This window comes from Polynucleobacter sp. 15G-AUS-farblos (genome assembly GCF_018882445.1).
Classification (GTDB): Bacteria; Pseudomonadota; Gammaproteobacteria; order Burkholderiales; family Burkholderiaceae; genus Polynucleobacter.
The window spans coordinates 318,173-339,218 of record NZ_JACVOM010000004.1 but is presented as its reverse complement, the minus strand read 5'-3'; the positions used below and the strand labels follow the sequence as shown (position 1 = coordinate 339,218).

Annotated in this window: 16 protein-coding genes and 1 pseudogene; 2 read left to right on the top strand and 15 right to left on the bottom strand. The window is 46.4% G+C overall.

The genetic code is table 11. The features are described from left to right. Positions 1-20: 20 nt before the first annotated feature. From ICN41_RS08730 to def, 9 genes are all read right to left on the bottom strand, one after another. Positions 21-1,346, bottom strand: a complete 1,326-nt coding sequence (locus ICN41_RS08730) for an FAD/NAD(P)-binding protein (protein ID WP_216292513.1) — start codon at positions 1,344-1,346, stop codon at positions 21-23. 7 nt (positions 1,347-1,353) lie between these two features. Beyond that, positions 1,354-1,977 (bottom strand): HXXEE domain-containing protein, encoded by a 624-nt coding sequence (locus tag ICN41_RS08725; protein ID WP_216292512.1) that lies wholly within the window; start codon positions 1,975-1,977, stop codon positions 1,354-1,356. 27 nt (positions 1,978-2,004) lie between these two features. Continuing rightward, positions 2,005-4,200: an OsmC domain/YcaO domain-containing protein gene (locus tag ICN41_RS08720; RefSeq protein ID WP_216292511.1), complete on the bottom strand. Its 2,196-nt coding sequence runs from the start codon at positions 4,198-4,200 to the stop codon at positions 2,005-2,007. Positions 4,201-4,318: 118 nt separating this feature from the next. Beyond that, the gene (locus tag ICN41_RS08715) at positions 4,319-5,005 is read right to left on the bottom strand and encodes a response regulator (RefSeq protein ID WP_216292510.1); all 687 of its coding nucleotides are present in this window, start codon (positions 5,003-5,005) and stop codon (positions 4,319-4,321) included. A 2-nt stretch (positions 5,006-5,007) separates the two neighbouring features. Beyond that, on the bottom strand, positions 5,008-7,329 hold the full coding sequence (locus tag ICN41_RS08710) for a PAS domain-containing sensor histidine kinase (RefSeq protein WP_216292509.1): 2,322 nt from the start codon (positions 7,327-7,329) through the stop codon (positions 5,008-5,010). Beyond that, positions 7,326-7,850, bottom strand: a complete 525-nt coding sequence (locus ICN41_RS08705) for a DUF4390 domain-containing protein (RefSeq protein ID WP_255537949.1) — start codon at positions 7,848-7,850, stop codon at positions 7,326-7,328. Before ICN41_RS08705 ends, ICN41_RS08710 begins: the two co-directional genes overlap by 4 nt. Positions 7,851-7,903: 53 nt before the next feature. Then, positions 7,904-9,220, bottom strand: coding sequence for a 16S rRNA (cytosine(967)-C(5))-methyltransferase RsmB (gene rsmB, locus ICN41_RS08700; protein ID WP_216292507.1), 1,317 nt, complete (start codon positions 9,218-9,220; stop codon positions 7,904-7,906). After that, positions 9,217-10,230: a methionyl-tRNA formyltransferase gene (fmt, locus tag ICN41_RS08695; protein WP_216292506.1), complete on the bottom strand. Its 1,014-nt coding sequence runs from the start codon at positions 10,228-10,230 to the stop codon at positions 9,217-9,219. The genes rsmB and fmt overlap by 4 nt, the downstream gene beginning before the upstream one ends. 7 nt (positions 10,231-10,237) lie before the next feature. Continuing rightward, complete coding sequence (gene def, locus ICN41_RS08690; protein WP_216292505.1) at positions 10,238-10,753, bottom strand: peptide deformylase; 516 nt, start codon at positions 10,751-10,753, stop codon at positions 10,238-10,240. A gap of 72 nt (positions 10,754-10,825) precedes the next feature. Between def and dprA the strand changes: the two genes are divergently transcribed. Together dprA and ICN41_RS08680 are read left to right on the top strand one after the other, a co-directional pair. Then, entirely contained in the window at positions 10,826-11,497 is a 672-nt protein-coding gene (gene dprA / locus ICN41_RS08685) for a DNA-processing protein DprA (protein ID WP_216292504.1), read from the top strand. Between the two features lie 220 nt (positions 11,498-11,717). Next, positions 11,718-14,387: a DNA topoisomerase III gene (locus ICN41_RS08680; protein ID WP_370629118.1), complete on the top strand. Its 2,670-nt coding sequence runs from the start codon at positions 11,718-11,720 to the stop codon at positions 14,385-14,387. Here ICN41_RS08680 and mnmC read toward each other — a convergent pair. The 6 genes and pseudogenes from mnmC to rnpA form a co-directional block, all read right to left on the bottom strand. Beyond that, a pseudogene (gene mnmC, locus ICN41_RS11400) lies at positions 14,357-15,448 on the bottom strand (FAD-dependent 5-carboxymethylaminomethyl-2-thiouridine(34) oxidoreductase MnmC); the annotation flags it as partial. The gene ICN41_RS08680 and the pseudogene mnmC sit on opposite strands and share 31 nt — an antisense overlap. A gap of 36 nt (positions 15,449-15,484) precedes the next feature. Next, positions 15,485-17,350, bottom strand: coding sequence for a phosphoenolpyruvate carboxykinase (GTP) (locus tag ICN41_RS08675; protein WP_216292503.1), 1,866 nt, complete (start codon positions 17,348-17,350; stop codon positions 15,485-15,487). Between the two features lie 90 nt (positions 17,351-17,440). Then, complete coding sequence (gene mnmE / locus ICN41_RS08670) at positions 17,441-18,802, bottom strand: tRNA uridine-5-carboxymethylaminomethyl(34) synthesis GTPase MnmE (protein WP_216292549.1); 1,362 nt, start codon at positions 18,800-18,802, stop codon at positions 17,441-17,443. A gap of 43 nt (positions 18,803-18,845) precedes the next feature. Beyond that, complete coding sequence (yidC, locus tag ICN41_RS08665; RefSeq protein ID WP_216292502.1) at positions 18,846-20,531, bottom strand: membrane protein insertase YidC; 1,686 nt, start codon at positions 20,529-20,531, stop codon at positions 18,846-18,848. A gap of 15 nt (positions 20,532-20,546) precedes the next feature. Beyond that, the gene (yidD, locus tag ICN41_RS08660; protein WP_216292501.1) at positions 20,547-20,780 is read right to left on the bottom strand and encodes a membrane protein insertion efficiency factor YidD; all 234 of its coding nucleotides are present in this window, start codon (positions 20,778-20,780) and stop codon (positions 20,547-20,549) included. A gap of 1 nt (position 20,781) precedes the next feature. After that, entirely contained in the window at positions 20,782-21,036 is a 255-nt protein-coding gene (gene rnpA / locus ICN41_RS08655; protein ID WP_255537947.1) for a ribonuclease P protein component, read from the bottom strand. Positions 21,037-21,046: the final 10 nt, after the last annotated feature.

Here is a 21,046-nt window from a genome sequence, read left to right as displayed (position 1 = left end):
GGGCAATATTTAAAGGCGCTCTAGGATAGTTGTATCGCTAATTGCTCTGCTTGTTTGGCAATTGCGCTCGCGGCTATCACATCACCCAGGCTTCCCATGGTTCCGGGCCCAATCATCCACAAACTATTCCAGTGCTCTCCAGATAAATGCATAACCCTAAAGTTTTTATCAACTGCAATCGCATGACCAAGCGGATCTGGAATGGCGAGGCCAACTTCAATTAGCTGCTGTAGCAATTGATCAGATGCAACACCAGTGCAGTTTAAGATTCGATCACCCTCAACTTCAATACCGTTTCCTAAGAGCGCTGTGACATTCATTTCAGAGCATTTAATTTCTTTAGCTCGTCCCATTACAAACTGAATCTGATTTTTCTCTTTTAGTCGCTGATACGCGGCAATAGTTTGGGGCGATGCTCTAAAACGATATAAAGACCAAAGCCAACCCAAACGCTTAAATAAGGACTTTTTTTGATGCGGTGAAAATTGTTGCCAGAGTGCATTCAGGTTTGGCCTTAACTCTTCCCAAGCGCTCTGCCACTCTGCGCTATTTGTGGGCGCAGAAGGCAAATAATTACGCATAAAACGAATGAGTCTCGCAGGACTTACATTCTGAGGCCAGCTGGGCTGCCCTTGTTTTTGCCAGGGAGCTTGTTCGGGAGGAAATAGAGCTCTTGGAGCAATCACATAAACCATCCCCTGATGCTTGCGCCCCTCAAGAGCATTGATAGCATCTAAGGCTGTTAGCCCTCCGCCAAGCAAAATAATATTTTCTTGGGCATCAATACTTTCTAGAAAGTGTCCTGTCCATGGATTCTCAATAAGACGGGGGGTTACTGAAGTAGGTTGTTGTAGGGTAACTTTGCATGGCCAATTAGGCGATGGGTTTCCAGCAGCAATAATGACTTTTTTTGCAATCAGCGTGCTCTGATTATCAAGCTCAAGATGCCAGTTGTTTTCTGCACCAGTTAAGTTCAGTACTTTGGCTTTGATTTGCTCTAGTTGATCCGACTCACACTCTTGGGTGATCAGCTCGCACACATAGCGCCCAAAGTCTTGGCGTCGATAGAAGTAACCTGCCTCTGTTTTTGCCTGTGGATCATTTATATTCTGCTCGGCCCACCTCGCAAAATGCAAGGGGTCTTCAGAAAATACAATCGGCAGATCCTCACGTACATTGAGTCGAAAAAATAGACTAGCGCAGTTATAGGCATTGCCTTTGCCCAAATCTCCCGGACCAATTACCGTGATCGATGATCTCGAAATACCGCGCTGTAAAAGATGCACGACCATCACTGCGGCGGCAAAGCCATCCCCAATGATGACTAACTCTTTTAAATTCGGCATTATTAAATTAGTGCTGGCTTTGGCCTAGCAAAAAACGCTTTGGAAAAATATACGGTGTATTTTTATCGGCCATCCAAATAATCATTTTGTAAACACCAAAGTAATTAAGCGCAATGCCTAAAGCTATTCCAATAAACCAATCTGATGGCCTTGCCAGGTTTTGCGAAATCACTAGATCAAAGAACAAATAAACAATGGGGACAAAAAATAGCCAGCAGGTGATTAAGCCTGGGTTGTAAAACGTCTTGCCCTTAATGTTAAAAATAATAGTGTGCGCAAGAATGTTTCCTGTGGAAACCAAAATGGTTGCAATAGCCAGCCAAATCGCGTGTTGCCAAAGCAAGGCTGCCAATACATAGCCGCCCCAACCCAAGACCACATTAACTAACATTCCGCTATTGGCATTTAATGGATAGCGATCTGGGAGGTCGCTATTAAACATCGCCTTATTTACCATGCCAGGAAAGTAGCCCGGATAGCGCCACTCTTCTACTTGGTGCAAAAAAAGCGAGCCCAAACTAAGCCATAGCAATAAAGTCATCCCCGTTGGCTGAATTAAGAAAAGGGCTAATACGAGTATGGCCGCGAGCATCAATGCAATATCAAACCAGTGGTATCTAAAAAAGTTCATTTATGCCTTAAGGAGTAATGAGAAAGTCTAGCCCGCAGCCCTCGCTCGAGCAGCATGCAATTTTTTATAGCTATCAATCATACGATGGTGCCTATCAAGTCCCTCTAGCTTCATACTGGTTGGAGTAAGCCCATAGAATCGCACACTGCCATCTACGGAGCCTAAGACAGCTTCCATTCTTTCATCGCCAAACATCCGACGAAGATTGATGAGATAGTCCTCAAGCTCCAAGTCATCATCCAGCACAATCTCTAGCACTGCATTGAGGGCTTGATAAAACAATTTACGCTCAACTGTGTTGTCGTTGTATTGAAGAAATGCACCCACTAATTCAAGGGCCTCGTCATAGTGACGCAATGCAAGCTGAATTAATAACTTCAACTCGAGCACCGTCAATTGTCCCCAAGTAGTATTTTCATCAAACTCAATACCAATCAATGTAGCAATATCACCATACTCATCAAGCTCGTTATTTTCTAAGCGCTCGAGCAATGCCTCTAAGCTAGCGTTGTCTAAAGAGGACAGATTCAAAATGTCTTTACGGAACAGTAGCGCCTTATTTGTGTTGTCCCAAACCAAATCCTCAACCGGATAAACCTCCGAATACCCTGGAACCAAGATCCTACATGCTGTTGCACCCAGCTCGTCATATACAGCTATATAAGCTTCTTTGCCCATTGATTTGAGGATGCCAAACAAAGTTGCTGCTTCCTCTGCGTTAGCGTTTTCGCCTTGACTAGAAAAGTCCCACTCAACAAATTCGTAATCTGACTTTGCACTGAAAAAGCGCCACGACACAATGCCGCTTGAATCAATGAAGTGTTCCACAAAATTATTTGGTTCAGTCACCGCTTCGCTTGCGAAAGTAGGCGGAGGCAAATCGTTCAAACCCTCCAAGCTACGGCCTTGAAGTAATTCTGTCAGACTTCGCTCCAGCGCAACCCCTAAGCTTGGATGCGCGCCAAAAGAGGCAAAGACGCCACCCGTGCGTGGATTCATTAAAGTAACGCACATCACAGGATAAGTGCCACCCAGGGAGGCGTCTTTTACTAACACTGGAAAGCCTTGTTCTTCAAGGCCTCGGATACCCGCCAGTATGCTTGGGTACTTCTCAAGCACATGCAGTGGCACATCAGGCAAGGCAATTTCTCCCTCTAAGATTTCACGTTTAACTGCTCGCTCAAAAATCTCAGATAGGCACTGGACCTGGGCCTCAGCCAAGGTATTGCCAGCACTCATGCCATTGCTGACGTATAGATTTTCAACGAGATTGGATGGGAAATACACAAGCTCGCCATCAGATTGGCGGACATAAGGCAAAGAACAAATGCCGCGCTCATGATTGCCAGAATTCGTATCGATTAAATGGGAGCCACGTAATTCACCATCAGAATTAAAAATACTCAGGCAATAGTCATCCAGAATTTCTTTTGGTAGTGCGTCATTTTTACCAGGCTTAAACCACCGCTCATTTGGGTAGTGCACAAAATTCGCATTGCCAATCTCTTCGCCCCAAAATGCTCCGGCATAAAAATGATTGTTACTCAGTCGCTCGATATACTCGCCCAAAGCCGATGCTAGAGCGCTTTCCTTTGTTGATCCCTTGCCGTTGGTAAAACACATTGGTGAGTGCGCATCACGGATATGCAAGGACCATACATTAGGAATAATGTTTCGCCACGAGGCAATTTCAATCTTGATTCCCAGATTAGCCAACACCGCAGACATATTGGCAATGGTTTGCTCAAGCGGTAAATCTTTTCCCACTATGTAAGTACTAGCATCAGCAGCTGGCTTCAAAGCCAGTAAGGCCTGCGCATCTGCATCTAAGTTCTTAACTTCTTCGATGACAAACTCAGGTCCTGCTTGAACCACTTTCTTTACTGTACAGCGCTCGATAGAGCGCAGAATACCCTGACGATCATGTGCAGAAATATCTTCGGGCAACTCAACCTGAATCTTAAAAATCTGCTGATAACGATTTTCAGGATCCACAATATTATTTTGGGAGAGACGAATATTTTCTGTAGAAATATTGCGTGTGTCACAGTACAGCTTTACAAAATAGGCAGCGCATAGCGCTGATGAGGCTAGAAAGTAATCAAACGGCCCCGGCGCAGAGCCATCGCCCTTATATCTGATGGGCTGATCAGCAATTACCGTGAAGTCATCGAACTTGGCTTCGAGGCGCAGCTTGTCAAGAAAATTAACCTTAATTTCCATACGAAATCATTCCGAAAAGGGTATGAGCGCCATTATCCGCCTTAACGCGAATGCGTTGCTGCTTTCAAAAACAATACAACAATGATTGATTGCGGATCCGCGATATTTGCTGAAGTACTTATTGCTCGCCCTTATTGCGCGAAGTATCTATGCCCAGTGCTTTGAGCTTGCGATATAGGTGGGTGCGCTCAAGACCGGTGTAGTCCGAAATCTTGGTCATGCTGCCACCCATCATTTGCATTTGATGTTCAAAATACGCCTTCTCAAACAAATCGCGCGCCTCTCTCAGCGGAAGGTCAAAGTAAGTTTTGGCAATGCCACTGATGTATTCACCCTCAGCAGGTGCTTGGCTAGTTGTTTCAGCAAGGGCTGGCCTTGGGGCTGTACTTGAGGGTACGCTGGACTGTGCTGGCTTCGCATCTTCAGCCTCAACATATTTGGGCGACAGCTCAAGCGCCTTATTCACAGTCTTTAAGAGCTTTTGTAAAGCAATCGGTTTTTCTAAGAAATTTAAAGCGCCGATACGAGTTGCTTCCACTGCTGTATCAATCGTTGCATGACCAGACATCATCACTACTGGCATAGTGAGTTGTCCCGTTTTTGACCACTCTTTTAATAAAGTAATACCGTCGGTATCGGGCATCCAAATGTCAAGCAACACCAAATCGGGTCGCATTTGTTCACGAATAGTACGAGCTTGTATGGCGCTCTCTGCGGCATACACGGTATGACCTTCATCTGTGAGAATCTCATTGAGAAGCTCACGAATTCCCATCTCGTCATCAACAACCAAAATACTAGCCATGTTTAGGCTGCCTCTTTTGCTAGATTCATAAACAACACAGATACTTGTGCCCCAATCACTTCATCTCCCCACATGCGGTTTCGGATTTCAATTTTGGCGGCATGATCTTCAATGATTTTCTTAACAACCGCCAAACCCAATCCAGTCCCTTTACTCTTGGTAGTTACATAAGGCTCAAATGCTCTTGCCAATATCTTAGCTGGAAAACCTGTTCCACCGTCACTTATTGTTAAGCGCACTGCATTTTGTACTTCCCCATTTTGCTCACCATAGGGCACAAGCTCAGTTTTTACTTCAACTGCTTCGTTTTGGTTTTTACCTTCCAAGGTTGCATCTTGAGCATTTTGAAGCAAATTGTGAATAACTTGTCGCAATTGTGTAGGGTCGCCCATGATGTCAGGGCAATTCGGATCTAAATGTGTTTGGATGTGACTGCCCTCATATAAACCCAAAATTTCAGCAGTCAAAGTATTAATCGAAATCGGCTTGAGTTGCGGGGTTGGTGTCTTTGCAAAATCTCTAAAGTCATTAACCATTTCCTTCATTGCCTGCACTTGACCAATAATTGTCTCGGTGCTTCGATTAATCATGTCCTCTTGTTCAGGGCTCAGCTTACCCGCCAACTTATGCTGTAATCGTTCAGCAGACAACTGAATTGGGGTTAATGGATTTTTGATCTCATGCGCTAAACGTCTGGCCACCTCGCTCCAAGCGATAGATCTTTGTGCAGTGACCACATCCGTGATGTCATCAAAAACTACCATGCGAAGATCGCCGGTTAATTCTGTACCACGCACAAATAAGGTAACTCCTAGTTCGTTTTCATATTCATTGGTAGCATGTAATTGAATTTGTTTTTGCCAAACTGGTGCAGATTCTTGCTCTCCGCTAGCTATGCCCTTCATCCCTTCACTGGTCACCGCCAACTTCATCGTGGCGAAGCCTCCTTTGATCGCCTCTTCAAACTCTGCGAGAGTAGGGCTGTGGCTTAATGGTCCGCTTTCTAAATTAGTCAGATCTTGACCAAAAATTCGGTCAGCGCCTGCGTTACTAGACACCAAGTTATATCCTTTATCAAAGATACAAACGCCTGCAGTTAGGCTTCCCAACACTGTTTCCAAAAAGGCTTTGGACTCCTGCAAGGAGGTGCGGGTATCTGCAAGCTGTCTTGTCATCACATTAAATTGGCGGGTCAACATGCCCAGCTCATCGCCGGTATCTAACTCTGGCTTAGGTGATAAATCGCCTTGCGCAACGGCTTGAGTTCCTCTCAGCAACATGAGAAGGGGGCGCGCTAACTGACGGCCGAGCATTAGAGCCAAGGTGATGGCCACAAACACTGCGAAGAAAAGGGTGAGCGTAAGCGTACCCACAAACATTTTTCTAAGGCCAGAGCGACCTAAGGACTTTTCTTGGTAATCGCTGTAAGCAGCCTGAACAGCAAGGGAGTTTTTAGAAATACTCTCGGGCACTGCCTTGGTTAACTGAAGATACCAAAGCTCTTTTTGGTACTGTGTATTAAGTCCAAAACCCCGCGTGCTTACAGTGCTTTCTTTTACCAAAGGGAGAACTACCCGTAATGAGTACGCTTGAGGCCCACTAGCTGAAACAGGCTCATCAATAATGCTGACATGGCCTACCTTGGATGCTTGTACCATCACCTCTGAGCTTGGAGAGGGCGACTGCTTCAGAAGAGCGCCTGAAGCCGCTGTGGCAACTACAGCCTGATGACTATCAAAAATAGTAATTTCTTGAATGCCGAATTGATCTCGCATTCTTGAAAGCAATAGGGTCAATTCCGCAGGGCTTGAATAATTGGGAATGGTGCGGATTTGATCAATCACAATCCGCCCCTCATCTTGTAGCTCTATTAAAGAGCTGCTCAAAGTAGCGCGCCCCAATTCAAGGCCAGCCTCAAGCGCTGATTCAACCTTAACGTCAAACCAGGTTTCAATACTGCGGGATACGAACTGCAGAGACACTCCATACAAAATCAGCCCTGGAACAACGCCCACCAAAGCAAAAATCATGGCCAACTTTGCAACTAGGCGCGTACCAAAATGCCCGCGATACCAGCGCACTGCAATGACAGATACCAATATCAAAATAACAAGTGTGAGGCATATGCCAATCACTACATTGGCTGCATACAACCAAATAAAGTAGTTATCGAAAAACTGTGTATTGGATGATGCAAGAAAAAGCAGAACTAACAAGAGTAATGCGAATGCCCCAATAATCCCGATTGCAACAGGAATTATTTTTCTTCTCCATGAGCCCGATGCAAGAAAGTCGAGCTTAAGTACGCGATCTAGCAATCTCATCGCTTAACTAAATTAGGGCCTGTAGGCGAAAAGGGGAATCGATACCAATCGCTCGATACACTCCAATCGCGATTGTTTAGCGCATTAACCTGAAACGGCTTTGGTAGCTTGCTCAGATCGAGGACCATCCGCAAGGCAGCCATATAGGACTTACCTTGATCAATCTGCGCATTATCAATGACACGCCAGCCCCCAATACTGCCAACCGCCTGCAATGCTTCAGCAATGGTTGGGGCTGAAAAAGTAAACCCTTCTGAGGCAATACGAAATTGTTGCGTTAAGGGTTGATAAGAAAGGCGTATTTGTCGTTGTGCCAAAACCGCTTTTTCTTCAAACCAATACCAACGACCACGAGTGAGCTCAAACTCTGTTTGAAAATATAAGACAACGCCTTTTTGAACGGCATCCTCTAAGCCTGGTGCTAGCTCAATTTGGAATGAGGCATTTAAAAGCCAATCGCCCTCAATCTTCTCGAGCTCAAAGGACTTAATTTTGATTCCTTCTGCGCTGGCGTTTGTCATATGAACGCCTAACAACATCAGACACAAAAAGATAAATTGTTTAATCCTGTGACTCATGGTCCATTTTTCTTAAACAAAGCATAGTAAAAGCCATCATTTACTTCCGTGGGCAAAATCTGCCCTGGAGCGCCTAATCGTACCGCATTGGTATGCTCCGCCGCAAACCACAAGGCCTGCCCTTCACCCTCTTCAGGAAATATTGAGCAAGTAACGTAAAGCAATAGGCCCCCAGGCTTAAGCATCTTCCATGCTTGGCTCAAGATAGCTCGCTGCTTTTGTTGTAAAGATTTAATGTCTGCTTCACGCCTTAAAAAAGGGATATCCGGGTGTCTAGAAACGATTCCGGAAGCAGAGCAAGGGGCATCAAGGAGGATTTTGTCGAACAGGACTCCATCCCACCATCCGCCCTTAGATGCATCGCCACGCAAAATTTTTACATTATCCGAATGCAAATCAAGTCGATCTAAGTTTCCGCCGATTTTGCCTATACGTTCCCCATCTAATTCCAGGGCCGTCATTTTGCAATCAGCCAACTCCAATACATGGGCAGTTTTTCCACCTGGGGCTGCGCAAGCATCTAGCACCAGATCGCCATCTTTGGGGTCCAACAAAAGAGCGGCAAGTTGTGCGCCAGCATCCTGCACGGAAACTGCGCCACTATAAAAACCAGGCAAGTCTCCCACGGGTACGGGGCGATCTAAGATTAAAGCAGAATTCAATGGTATGCCGGCCACTGATTCAATTGGCCTTGAAGCAATGCCTACCTCATTTAATAAAGCTTGGTAGTGTTCACGCGTCTGATGTCGTAGGTTCACGCGCAATATCAAAGGAGCACGTTTTGCTTGTGCAAATAAAATCGCCTGCCAAGATTGGGGGTGATTGCGCTTCAGATTTGCTCGCCACCAAGGCGGAGTAAACACGGGGATGGGATCTGGGGGGTAGCGCGTTTCTCCCTCGGGAGCTCTTACTGCAGAACTTACTTTACGCAGTACGGCATTTACCAATCCCTTGGCATACATAGTCTTGTCATACTCGCCGCAAGCCTTCACCGCCTGATCCACAAGGGTATGCGTGGCATAGTAATTGCCATCCCCGTCTTCTTGCAAAAACAGTGCAATGGCAACACTCAGTAAATGATCGACCTCTGGCGGTGGGGCTTTAGGAATGAATTGCTTGATGAGCTCATGAGAGCGCACCCATTTACGCAATGCTTCAAAACTAAGGCTTTGTACGATTGGCCGCTCATGCACTTCTAGCTCATCTAAAACTTCTGTTAGCGATCTCCCACTCATCACCTCTCCCAGAGCTTGGGCCGCAATAGTAATTGCTTCTGATAATGGAAGGCTGCGTAATTTTTTTTGCTCAGTCAAATGGATTTACTCTGGGTCGGTACCTGAAAACGTAATGGGTTCTCTTGGTCAAGAAAAGATTGCAAACACATTTTTGCACTCATTTTTTTTCCGCCAGGTCTTTGCATTTCTAAAATTTCTATAGCGCCTTTACCGCACTGAATGTAAGCGCCATTCTCACTAAACCCTAACACCTTGCCAGGCTCGCCTGTTTGACCGCCTGTATTCTCAGCCGATAAACGGGAACTCCAGCATTTCAAAGGAACATCATTTACCAGGCCTGTTGCACCCGGGAAAGGATTAAATGCGCGGATACGGCAATCAATCTGCTGTGCACTTAAGCTCCAATCAATTTCTGCTTCGCTCTTTAATATTTTTTCTGCATATGTAACGCCTTCACTTTCTTGTGGCGTAGCTTCTATCGTTTTTTCTTTTTCTAAGGTGCCAAGAGTTTGCACAATGAGTTTGGCACCCAGCACGGCCAAACGGTCGTGCAAAGTAACGCTCGTTTCATCTGCAGTAATTTCTAGGACTTCGATTAAAACAGTATCGCCCGTATCAAGGCCGGCATCCATCTTCATAATACAAACGCCTGTTTGCTGATCGCCCGCCTCAATGGCCCTTTGAATTGGCGCTGCGCCCCGCCACCGTGGTAATAGTGAGGCATGGATATTAAAGCTGCCGTACCTGCCTGGACGCTGGGCAATATCCAAAATCTCTTGGGGCAAAATCAGGCCATAGGCCACAACAACCATGGCATCAAAATTGATTGTTGCTAGCTGTTGATACGCCTCTTGTGCTTCTACTTTATTTTGTGAATCAAGACTATTGCGTCTTAAGCTGAGTGGCTGCAAAACTGGAATCTGGTGTTCTAGTGCAAAGGCTTTTACAGGGCTTGCCTGTAAATGCATTCCTCTACCAGCCCTACGATCGGGCTGCGTCAAGGCCAAAACAATTTCATGACCAGCATCATGAATAGCGCGCATTGCTTGCGCAGCAAACTCCGGAGTTCCAGCAAAAACAATTTTCATGGGGCGCTTAGCGCTCTTCCAATAATTCTTTGGCGCGCTTTTTTAATTTTTGCGAGATGCGGGTACGTTTCAGCAAAGACAAATACTCAACAAATACTTTTCCTTGCAAATGATCTAGTTCATGCTGCAAGCACACCGCCAACAAACCGTCGGCCTCCATTTCAAACTCTTTGCCGTCAAGATCAAGTGCTCTGACCCTAATTTGAGAGGGTCTTTCAACTTCGTCGTAAAAATCTGGCACAGAAAGACAACCCTCTCTCCATGATTTTTTCTCAGGACTAGACCAAATAATTTCTGGATTAATAAACACCCTTAATTCATTCTGCTCATCAGATACGTCAATCACTACGATGCGCTCATGGATGTCCACCTGAGTTGCTGCCAGACCAACTCCTGGGGCTTGATACATCGTGTCAGCCATATCAGCGACTATTTTCTTTATGCGAGCGTCTACTTGCGCCACTGGTTTTGCAACTTTGTGTAGGCGTGGATCTGGATAGCAAAGGACGGTTAATAGGGCCATGTAGGGAATTATCCAACAGAGTAATCAGGCTTTGCTGATTGTGCCAATTTCTTTCAAAGTCAAAATCATTTGATGCTAAACCCCTCCGAACACGCCATCATCAAAATTCAACGGGATAACCCGCTTTACCCCGCTCGGCTAAACCACTTATATGATCCACCAGATTGCCTCTATATAAAAGGGGATATACGCTTACTGGCAATGCCAATGATTGCCGTTGTAGGCTCGCGCCGGGCCAGTAGCGAAGGGCTGAGAAATGCCCGGGCTTTTGCTCAAGGCCTCTCCAAAGCTGGTGCTCTGATCGTATCTGGCCTGGCAAGGGGCATTGATGGGGAGGCACATCAGGCCGCTATCGATCTTGGCAGGCGTCATTACACCCTAGCAGTTTGTGGCACTGGCTTAGACCAAACCTACCCTCGAGAGCACCTTGGTCTCGCTAAAGAGATCAGCCAACAAGGCCTCCTGATCTCTGAGCTCCCATTAGGGGCGGGACCAAAGGCCTTTCACTTCCCAAGGAGAAATCGCTTGATTGCAGCGCTGGCATTGGGTGTTGTCGTCATCGAGGCGGCAGAAAAATCAGGCTCCCTCATTACTGCTCGCATCGCAGCCGACCTGGGAAGGGAGGTTTTTGCACTCCCAGGCCCCATTAGCAGCCCATTTTCATCCGGCTGTCACCGGTTGATCCAGCAGGGGGCAAAGCTTGTAAGTAGCCCAAAAGAAGTTTTGGAAGAGCTCATTTTTTAGAAAAACCCGCTTTAAAGGGTTTTTAAGTGGGTTTTTGAGGTTTTTGCTGGCAAAACCAAAGGGCTCAGAATGGGCAAAATAGGGTGAATTTGGACTTTTCTCAATTTATCGGTTAATAATAAAAAAGGGGTAAAAAGCGGATCAAATACTGAATCGGTATAAATTGATCAGGCTTTTTCCCATTAAAAACATCATTTCAGGCTCAAATTTAGGCAAACGCGTGGCTAAAGCATCTACCAAAAGCAGCTCCAAAACCGTATCAGTGGACCATCCAAAGGCCCTCATCATTGCCGAGAAACCCTCGGTTGCCAATGACATCGCCAAAGCGCTGGGCGGATTTACCAAGCACGAGGATTATTTCGAAAGCGATGACTTTGTCATCTCTTCTGCGGTAGGTCACCTCTTAGAAATTGCCGCCCCTGAAGAGTTTGATGTCAAACGAGGCAAGTGGTCATTTGCCAATCTGCCAGTGGTGCCTCCTTATTTTGATTTGCGCCCTATTGCAAAAACAGAATCGCGTCTAAAAGTTTTACAACGCCTCATTAAACGCAAAGATGTCACTACCTTAATCAATGCTTGTGACGCAGGTCGTGAAGGTGAATTAATTTTCCGCTTGATTGCGCAACACGCTAAAGCATCACAATCGATTCAACGCCTGTGGTTGCAATCGATGACCCCTGCAGCTATTCGTGATGGTTTTGCAAACCTCCGCACTGATGTTGACATGCAACCGCTAGCGGACGCTGCTCGCTGTCGCTCTGAGGCTGACTGGTTAGTGGGAATCAATGGCACTCGCGCCATGACGGCTTTCAATAGTAAAAGTGGCGGCTTCTTTTTAACTACTGTTGGTCGCGTACAAACACCAACGCTCTCCATCGTGGTTGAGCGTGAAGAGCTCATTCGTAAATTTGTATCAAAAGATTATTGGGAAGTTAAAGCGGAATTTATTGCTGCAGCCGGTATTTATGAAGGGCGCTGGTTTGACCCCAAATTTAAGAAAGATGCGACAGAACCTGATGCACGCGAGAATCGCCTTTGGAGCGAGGCTGCGGCACAAAGTATTGTGGCTGCTTGTAGAGATAAAAAAGCTACCGTTACTGAAGAGGCAAAACCAGCCACTCAACTCGCGCCACAACTCTTTGACTTAACCAGCTTGCAACGCGAGGCAAATGCTCGCTTTGGTTTCTCGGCAAAAAATACATTAGGCCTAGCACAGGCGCTCTATGAGCGTCACAAAGTATTAACTTATCCGCGTACCGATGCAAAAGCACTTCCAGAAGATTATTTGGAAACAGTCAAACAGACTATGGAAAACCTTGCTGAGCATTCACAAGAATATCGGCCATTCGCAAAACAAATTCTTCAAGGCGATCCGAAGGAAGCAAAAGGCAAAGGTTATGGTTGGATTAAGCCGAATAAACGCATTTTCGATAACTCAAAGATTTCAGATCACTTTGCGATCATTCCAACACTAGAGACTCCAAAGAATTTAAGTGAGCCTGAGTTCAAGTTGTATGACCTGGTGGTTCGACGCTTTTTAGCTGTCTTCTACCCAGCCGCTGAATTCCGTGTCACTACACGCATCACGGAAGCATCTGGACACCATTTCAAGACCGAAGGGCGAGTGCTCGTCAACCCAGGTTGGCTTACGGTGTATGGCAGATCAAACCAGGCCGAAGATGAATTGGTGGCGGTACAAGAGGGCGAAACCGTTCAGACTGAGTCTATTGCGGCCATACCTCTTAAAACTAAGCCGCCCGCACGCTATACAGAAGCTACCTTGCTGTCTGCAATGGAGAGTGCTGGTAAGTGGGTTGATGATGATGAAATGCGCGAGGCGATGGCTGAAAAAGGCCTGGGAACACCGGCGACAAGAGCTGCAATCATTGAAGGCTTGCTTGCTGAAAAATATATGGTGCGTGAAGCGCGCGAACTCATTCCCACAGCTAAAGCATTTCAATTAATGACTTTATTGCGCGGCTTAGATGTCGAAGAGCTTACCCGCCCAGATCTCACTGGAAGTTGGGAAAACAAACTTTCCTTGATTGAGCAAGGGAAAATGAATCGCGACACTTTCATGCAAGAGATCGCTCAAATGACTCAGCGCATCGTGAAGCGCGCCAAGGAATACGACAGCGATACTATTCCTGGCGACTATGCAACGATGAGCACGCCGTGCCCGCATTGCAAGGGCCCGGTTAAAGAAAACTATCGCCGTTTTGCCTGTGAAAAATGTGGTTTCACGATTAGCAAGACTCCGGGGGGCCGTGCATTTGAATATCCCGAAGTTGAAGAACTACTTCGTGAAAAAACCATCGGCCCACTACAGGGCTTCCGAAGCAAAATGGGGCGCCCCTTCGCTGCCATCATTAAGCTAAGTGAAATTCCAGAGGACGATGCTGACTATCCAAATGCCGGCTTTAAGTTGGAGTTTGACTTTGGAAATGCTCAAGAAGAAGAAACGGAAGCAATCGATTTCACTGGACGACTAGCTTTAGGTGTGTGCCCTAAGTGCTCTGGTGCGGTCTACGAAGATGGTATGCGCTATGTCTGTGAGAACAACACTGGCCCTAATAAATCCTGTGATTTCAAAACGGGTAAGGTCGTCTTACAGCAAGAAATTTCTGCTGAACAAATTCAAAAATTATTGAAAGAAGGTCGAACTGATTTGTTGACCAACTTTAAATCAAACCGTACTGGCCGTGGCTTTAAGGCCTATTTAGTTTTGGGTGCCGATGGAAAAACCGGCTTTGAATTCGAGGCAAAAGCACCTAAAGCGGAAGGGGCCGCCAAGGCGCCCGCGAAGAAACGTGCGGGTGCAAGTGCAGCAACTAAATCTGCTGCAAAACCAAAGCGCGCCAGTAAAGCCAAGTCCTCGTCAAGCACCTGAGCAGTAATTAGCTTTGCTGCAAGGGCTGACCACAAGGCCCCTCTTGAACCTAGGGCGGTAGCCAGGAAAATGCCTGGCCGCTGAGTAAGTGCGCCAATGATAGGCAGTCGATCTCCGGCCACACAACGCACACCCACAAACTCTCCTAGCTTTTTCAGGCCCTCAGTATTTCCTTCCGGATAGTCCACCAAGCCCTTGGCCTGCTCTCGATTAAATTCGTCGCTGCTCTCTCTGGCAGCGAGATCATCTTCGCCCTCATCAAAACTAGAGCCCACGATCCAGCGATAACTGCCGTCCTCAAGACAATCGGCCGGAAGGCAATAGCCATCACCTGAAATGCCAACCCTTGGCAGACGAGACGCCCATGGATCTTGAGGGCCTACAGAAAAAATGCTGAGCTGGCCACGCACAGGCTTGAGAGGTAAGCGGACACCAATGCTATTCATTAATGGCTTAGTTTCCATAGCAGCCGCAATCACTACTTTGTCTGCAGAAAGGATTTCGTTTTGGCTCTCGTCATACAAAATCCATTTTTCGTTTCGATTTTCTAAATGGGTAATACGTGTATTCCAGATACAAGTTAAGCGTTTTTGATCTTGTAATAGATCATGTGTAGTTTCAAATAAATTGAGTGAGGCCGCACGCGGCATCCAAACACCACTCTGTGCAATCCCACAAACTTGCTTTGCCTCTTCGGCACTTAATGGCAAAGCAATAGATTCATCAAGGTCCAAAGCAATTAAATGTTTTGCAACTTCTACACGATTAAATATTTTGTCTTTTTTGCTTGGCTGAAAAATACCATGCGCCCGCCAAGCCAAGCCCCAGCGGGCTTCAGCAAGCAAAAAGGCAATGCGCGTTAGGCGTAATAAGCGGGGTGATCCTTTGCCAATATGAGGATGTGCAATGGCATAAGCATGGCTTGAGCAAGCTGAGGCGGGGGTTGATGCGGCATCAACAACACAAACTGATTTGCCGCGCAGAAGCAACTCATTGGCAATGGTTGCGCCACAAATGCCTGCCCCAATCACCACTATTTCATGGTGTTGGGGGTTGGTCATTTAACTGGGTTTAGGTAAAACGAATGCCGCTAAAACTTAAGCGTTTAATCGTTGTTCGATTTTTGCGCGGGTTTCTTTTAACTCTTTAGGCAGACGATCGCCCAGGTGATCAAACAACTCTGTGTGGAGCTTTAATTCATTCTTCCAGTCATCAACAGCAACATTGATGGCCTTTGTAAATTTCTCAACTGAGTAATCTAAACCGCCCCAATGCATGTCGGTGTATTCAGGAGTAATACCAAATGGCGTTTCTTTGCCGCTCGCTTTACCTTCTGCACGATCCAAGATCCAAGAAAGAACGCGCATGTTTTCACCAAAGCCTGGCCATACAAATTTACCGTTCTCATCCTTGCGGAACCAGTTCACACAGTAGATCTTAGGCAATACAGCGCCTTCGGCCTCGAGCTTCTTGCCGATATTTAACCAATGCTGGAAATAATCACTCATGTTGTAACCAGCAAATGCAATCATCGCAAATGGGTCGCGGCGAACTACGCCAATTTGGCCAGTAATCGCAGCGGTGGTTTCTGAGCCTAGAGTTGCTGCCATGTAAACGCCCTCAACCCAGTCGCGCGCTTCGCTAACTAGCGGAACAGTGTTGGAGCGACGACCGCCGAACAAGAACGCATCAATTGGGACGCCTTCAGGATCATCCCATTTAGGATCTACTGCTGGATTATTTGTAGCTGCTACAGTGAAGCGTGAATTAGGGTGTGCGGCTTTGCGGCCTGCAGCTCCATCAGCTGGAGTCCAATCTTTACCCTGCCAATCGATCAAATGGGCAGGTGGCGTTTCAGTCAAGCCTTCCCACCAAACATCACCATCATCAGTTAAACCAACGTTTGTAAATATGACGTCTTGGTTTAATGAGTCAATACAGTTTTGGTTGGTTTGACGGTTTGTGCCTGGCGCTACGCCGAAGTAACCAGACTCTGGGTTAATCGCAAACAAACGGGTTTTGCCAGTGACGGAGTCTTTGCGTGGCTTGATCCATGCAATGTCATCACCAATGGTGGTTACCTTCCAACCATCAAAGCCTGCTGGAGGAATCATCATAGAGAAATTGGTTTTGCCGCATGCAGATGGGAAGGCAGCTGCAATATGGTATTTCTTACCTTGAGGAGATGTCACACCCAAGATCAACATGTGCTCTGCCAACCAGCCTTGGTCGCGACCCATGTTTGAAGCAATACGCAAAGCAAAGCACTTCTTGCCTAACAAGGCATTACCACCGTAGCCTGAACCGAATGACCAAATTTCACGGGACTCAGGGTAGTGAACGATATATTTGGTTTTGTTATTGGGCCATGCCACGTCTTTTTCGCCAGCAGCCAATGGCTTGCCAACGGTGTGTACACAAGGAACAAATTCGCCATCGGCGCCAAGCTGATCAATCACCGCTTTGCCCATCCGAGTCATGAGGCGCATATTGATTGCAACATATGGGCTATCAGATAGCTCTACGCCGATGTGGGCGATAGGGGAGCCAATTGGTCCCATTGAGAAAGGTACGACATACATTGTTCGCCCACGCATACAGCCATCAAATAATGGATTCAAAGTTGCGCGCATTTCGCTTGGCTCAACCCAGTTATTTGTTGGACCAGCGTCTTCTTTTTTGGCTGAACAAATAAAAGTGCGATCTTCAACACGGGCCACATCCTCTGGGTCGGAAAGGGCCAAGAAAGAATTTTTACGTTTTGCAGGGTTCAGGCGCTTAAATACGCCAGCCTGAACAAGCAACTCGCACAACTCGTCATACTCAGTTTGTGAACCATCACACCAACGAATGTTGTCTGGCTTGGTCAGAGCAGCGATTTCGCTAACCCATTCAATTAAGCGCTTATTTTTTACATAAGCCGGCGCATTGACGTTAATTTGTCCGCTGGTTGCTGTTGTCATGTGTTTTCCTATGAAGAATTAAATTTTTTAATCCGTCGATTTTAACATTTTGGACATATTTGTGCCCTTTCCACCTAGGGGTATAAGCCCTTACTTGCCAATACAAAATTGACTAAAAATTTTGCCCAAAAGGTCATCCGGAAGCAGTTTTCCGGTGATTTGGCCAAGGTGATTTTGAGCTAAAAAGAGCTCTTCTGCGAATAATTCAAGCGAATTGTTGCCATTTGCTGCGAATTTCTCTGATTTTTCAATATGTTCGGCGGCGCGCTCTAAGCAATCAAGGTGGCGCCTGCGGGCTATTATTGCCCCTTCTTGAGGCCCATTCCAGCCAACAGTTTCAAGTATTTTCTGTTTTAGGGCATCAATACCCTGGCCGGTCTTAGCTGAAATCAGCAAAGCGGCCTTATTTGTTGCATTCGAGTCTTGCCCCAATAAATCAGACTTATTAATCAACTCCAAAACCGGGCACTTAGGCGGCAAGGCCTCCAAGATTTGAGCTCTCAGGTCGTTCGCCTCTTTTTCAGCATTTGGGGCGGTTAGGAAAATCACCAAGTCCGCTAGACGAATGGCATCCCAGGTTCGCTCGATTCCTTTGGCCTCAACCTCGTCCGAGGTTTGTCTCAGGCCGGCTGTATCAATAATGTGCATCGGCACACCCTCAATCTGAATACTTTCCTTTACTCGATCACGGGTAGTACCGGCGATTGGGGTCACAATCGCCACCTCTTCTCCCGCAAGGCGGTTCAAAAGGGAGCTTTTGCCCACATTAGGGGCGCCCACCAAAACAAGCTGAATACCATCGCGCAAAATTTTGCCTTGTTTTGCACCAGAACGGAGGGTTTGTAGTTTTGTCTTTACTGCCAACAAACGCTGTCGCGCTTGTGCGTTTTCTAAAAACTCAATTTCTTCTTCGGGGAAGTCAAGGGTGGACTCAACCAAAATACGCAACTGGGTAATCTCTTCAATCAGCGCATTTATATCATCTGAAAACGAGCCCTGCAGAGAGCGGGCTGCACCAAGGACTGCGGCCTCACTTTGGGCATCAATCAAATCAGCAATGGCTTCTGCCTGAGCCAGATCAATCTTGTTATTGAGATAAGCGCGAAGAGAAAACTCGCCCGGCTCTGCAATCACTAAGCCCTCATTTTTACCAAGTTCAAGACAGCGCTTCATCACCAACTCAAGCAATTGCGGGCCGCCATGGCACTGTAGCTCGAGCACATCCTCACCCGTAAAAGATGCGGGTGCAGAAAAATAGATTGCGATGAGTTGATCTATTGCCCGACCGTTAGAGTCACGCAAGGTCAGTAAATTCGCCTGCCTAGGATTCAGGGGTTTTTGAAATAAAGCCTGAATAATGGCTTTTAAGTTTTTTCCACTGATGCGAACTACGCCAACACCAGCCTTGCCTGGTGCGCTTGCTACAGCAATGATGGGCAACTGTCTTGTCATCATTGCTGTGTGCTTTCCATTAAATATTTATGCCATCAACAAACTACTTGGCGTGTTTTTTTCCAAACATCTGATTGATCTGCCATTGCTGGGCAATAGACAACAGGTTATTCACAACCCAATAAAGAACCAAACCTGCAGGGAAGAAAAAGAACATTACCGAGAAGATGATCGGCATATACAACATCACCTTAGCCTGTATCGGGTCTGGTGGGGTGGGGTTTAGTTTGGTTTGCACAAACATCGACACGGCCATGATGAGTGGCAAGATGTAATACGGGTCAGGCACTGATAGATCATGGATCCATAAAACCCAAGGGGCTCCGCGCATTTCCACAGAGGACAATAGCACCCAATAAAGAGAAATAAACACGGGAATTTGAATTACCACGGGCAAGCAACCGCCCAATGGATTGATTTTCTCTTTGCGATACATTTCCATCATCGCTTGATTCAGCTTTTGCGGCTCGCCCTTGTACTGCTCTCTCATTGCCATCAGGCGCGGCTGAACCTCTTTCATACGAGCCATTGATTTATAGCTTGCCGCTGAGAGCGGGAAGAACACCAGCTTAATCAAAATGGTCAAAAGAATAATTGCCCAGCCCCAGTTACCAACATAACCATGAATTTTTTCTAGCAACCAGAAAATTGGTTTGGCCAAAATGGTGAGATAACCATAATCTTTTAACAACTCAAAGCCGGGAGCAATTGTTTCTAATACGCTTTCCTCTTGAGGCCCCACAAACAAACGGGCTTTTTCTACAACAGTCGCTCCTGGTGCGATATCGCCAAGCGGAATTTGCATGCCGATGCGGTACAAACCATTGTCTATTTTTCCAGCATAAATATCACGCGCAAACTTGTCGCCCGGAAGCCATGCGCTAGCAAAATAGTGTTGAACCATCGCGATCCACGCAGGATCTCCAGCAGGAACTTGGGTAGGAATGGTGATTTTATTTTTATCGATCGCCGCGAATTCAAGCTTATTAAATTTTTCTTTATCGGTATATGCCGCTGGGCCAGTAAATGTGCTTGCGGAAAATGCGCCGTCAAATGGTCCAATTTTTTGCTCTTGGCTTCCATCACGCACGATCTCTGTGTAAAGAACCAGGGGTGCGGTGTTCGCTGTAGCTTGCGTTACACGATGGCCAACATCAACCACATAACTTCCTGGGTTGAGAATGAATGTCTTCTCCAGCTTAACGCCGCTGCGTTCGCTAGCTAAAGTGATAAATGGTCTGCCAGAACCATCTTTTCCAGATTGGATTAATTTAAAGCTGCTGGTGTGATTTGGAAGATCGGCATTATTGAGTGAGATCAATCCTGAGCGTGCAAAATATTTATGTGTTGGTGTGTACTGAAATAGTTCGACCGGCTTATTTTCTGCGGTCAAAGACTTTAATAGTTTTGCATCAATGACATTGCCGCCGCTTGAGCTGATCTCCAACACCAAGACGTCGTTTTGCAGCACAAATTTTTCTGCAGACTCAACAACGCCAGTACTAGCTGCGGGGGCCTGACCTGGTGCTGGTGCTGGCGCTGTCGCACCTGACACTTGTTTAGGCACATCGGCCTTGTTTACTACACCCGGCTTTTCTGCCACAGCAGGAGCGCTAGCTGGCACGCCGCCAAAGAAAGATGGTTTTCCCTCGTGAACTTGCCAGTTGTTGTAGAGCATGAGGCCCGACATTGAAAACACGGCCCAAAGAATTGTTTTTTTAAAATCCATTTGTGTTCACTTAAATTATTGAGATGTTTCTTTTACAGCAGGATCATAACCACCATGTGACAGAGGGTTACAACGCAAAATACGCCACACACTCAGGCCAAGGCCTTTGATAAAGCCGTAATGAGAAAAGCAATCGCAGGCATATTGGGAGCAGCTTGGAACATACTTGCAGTGCATCCCTAGATATGGGCTCAATATCACTTGATAGAGCCTAAGCAACTTAATGGCGGCTTGATTTAAGACTCGCACCTTAGATCAGCCCTGCCATTTGTTGGCGTAGCAGATCCTTCTCTTTTTTTCTTAATCTGCCCCGAGTTTCTCGACCAATTGGCTTCTTTAACTTAACCACCACATCACTTTTTAAAGTAGTGGCTTGGGCCGTCCAAACCAATTCACGAATCATTCGCTTCAAGCGATTACGATCTACCGCTCGTTTAGCTAGCTTTTTTGCAACCGCAATTCCTAAATCCGGCTTTTGACTTTCTTCGGCCGATAATAAATACATACCCCAATAC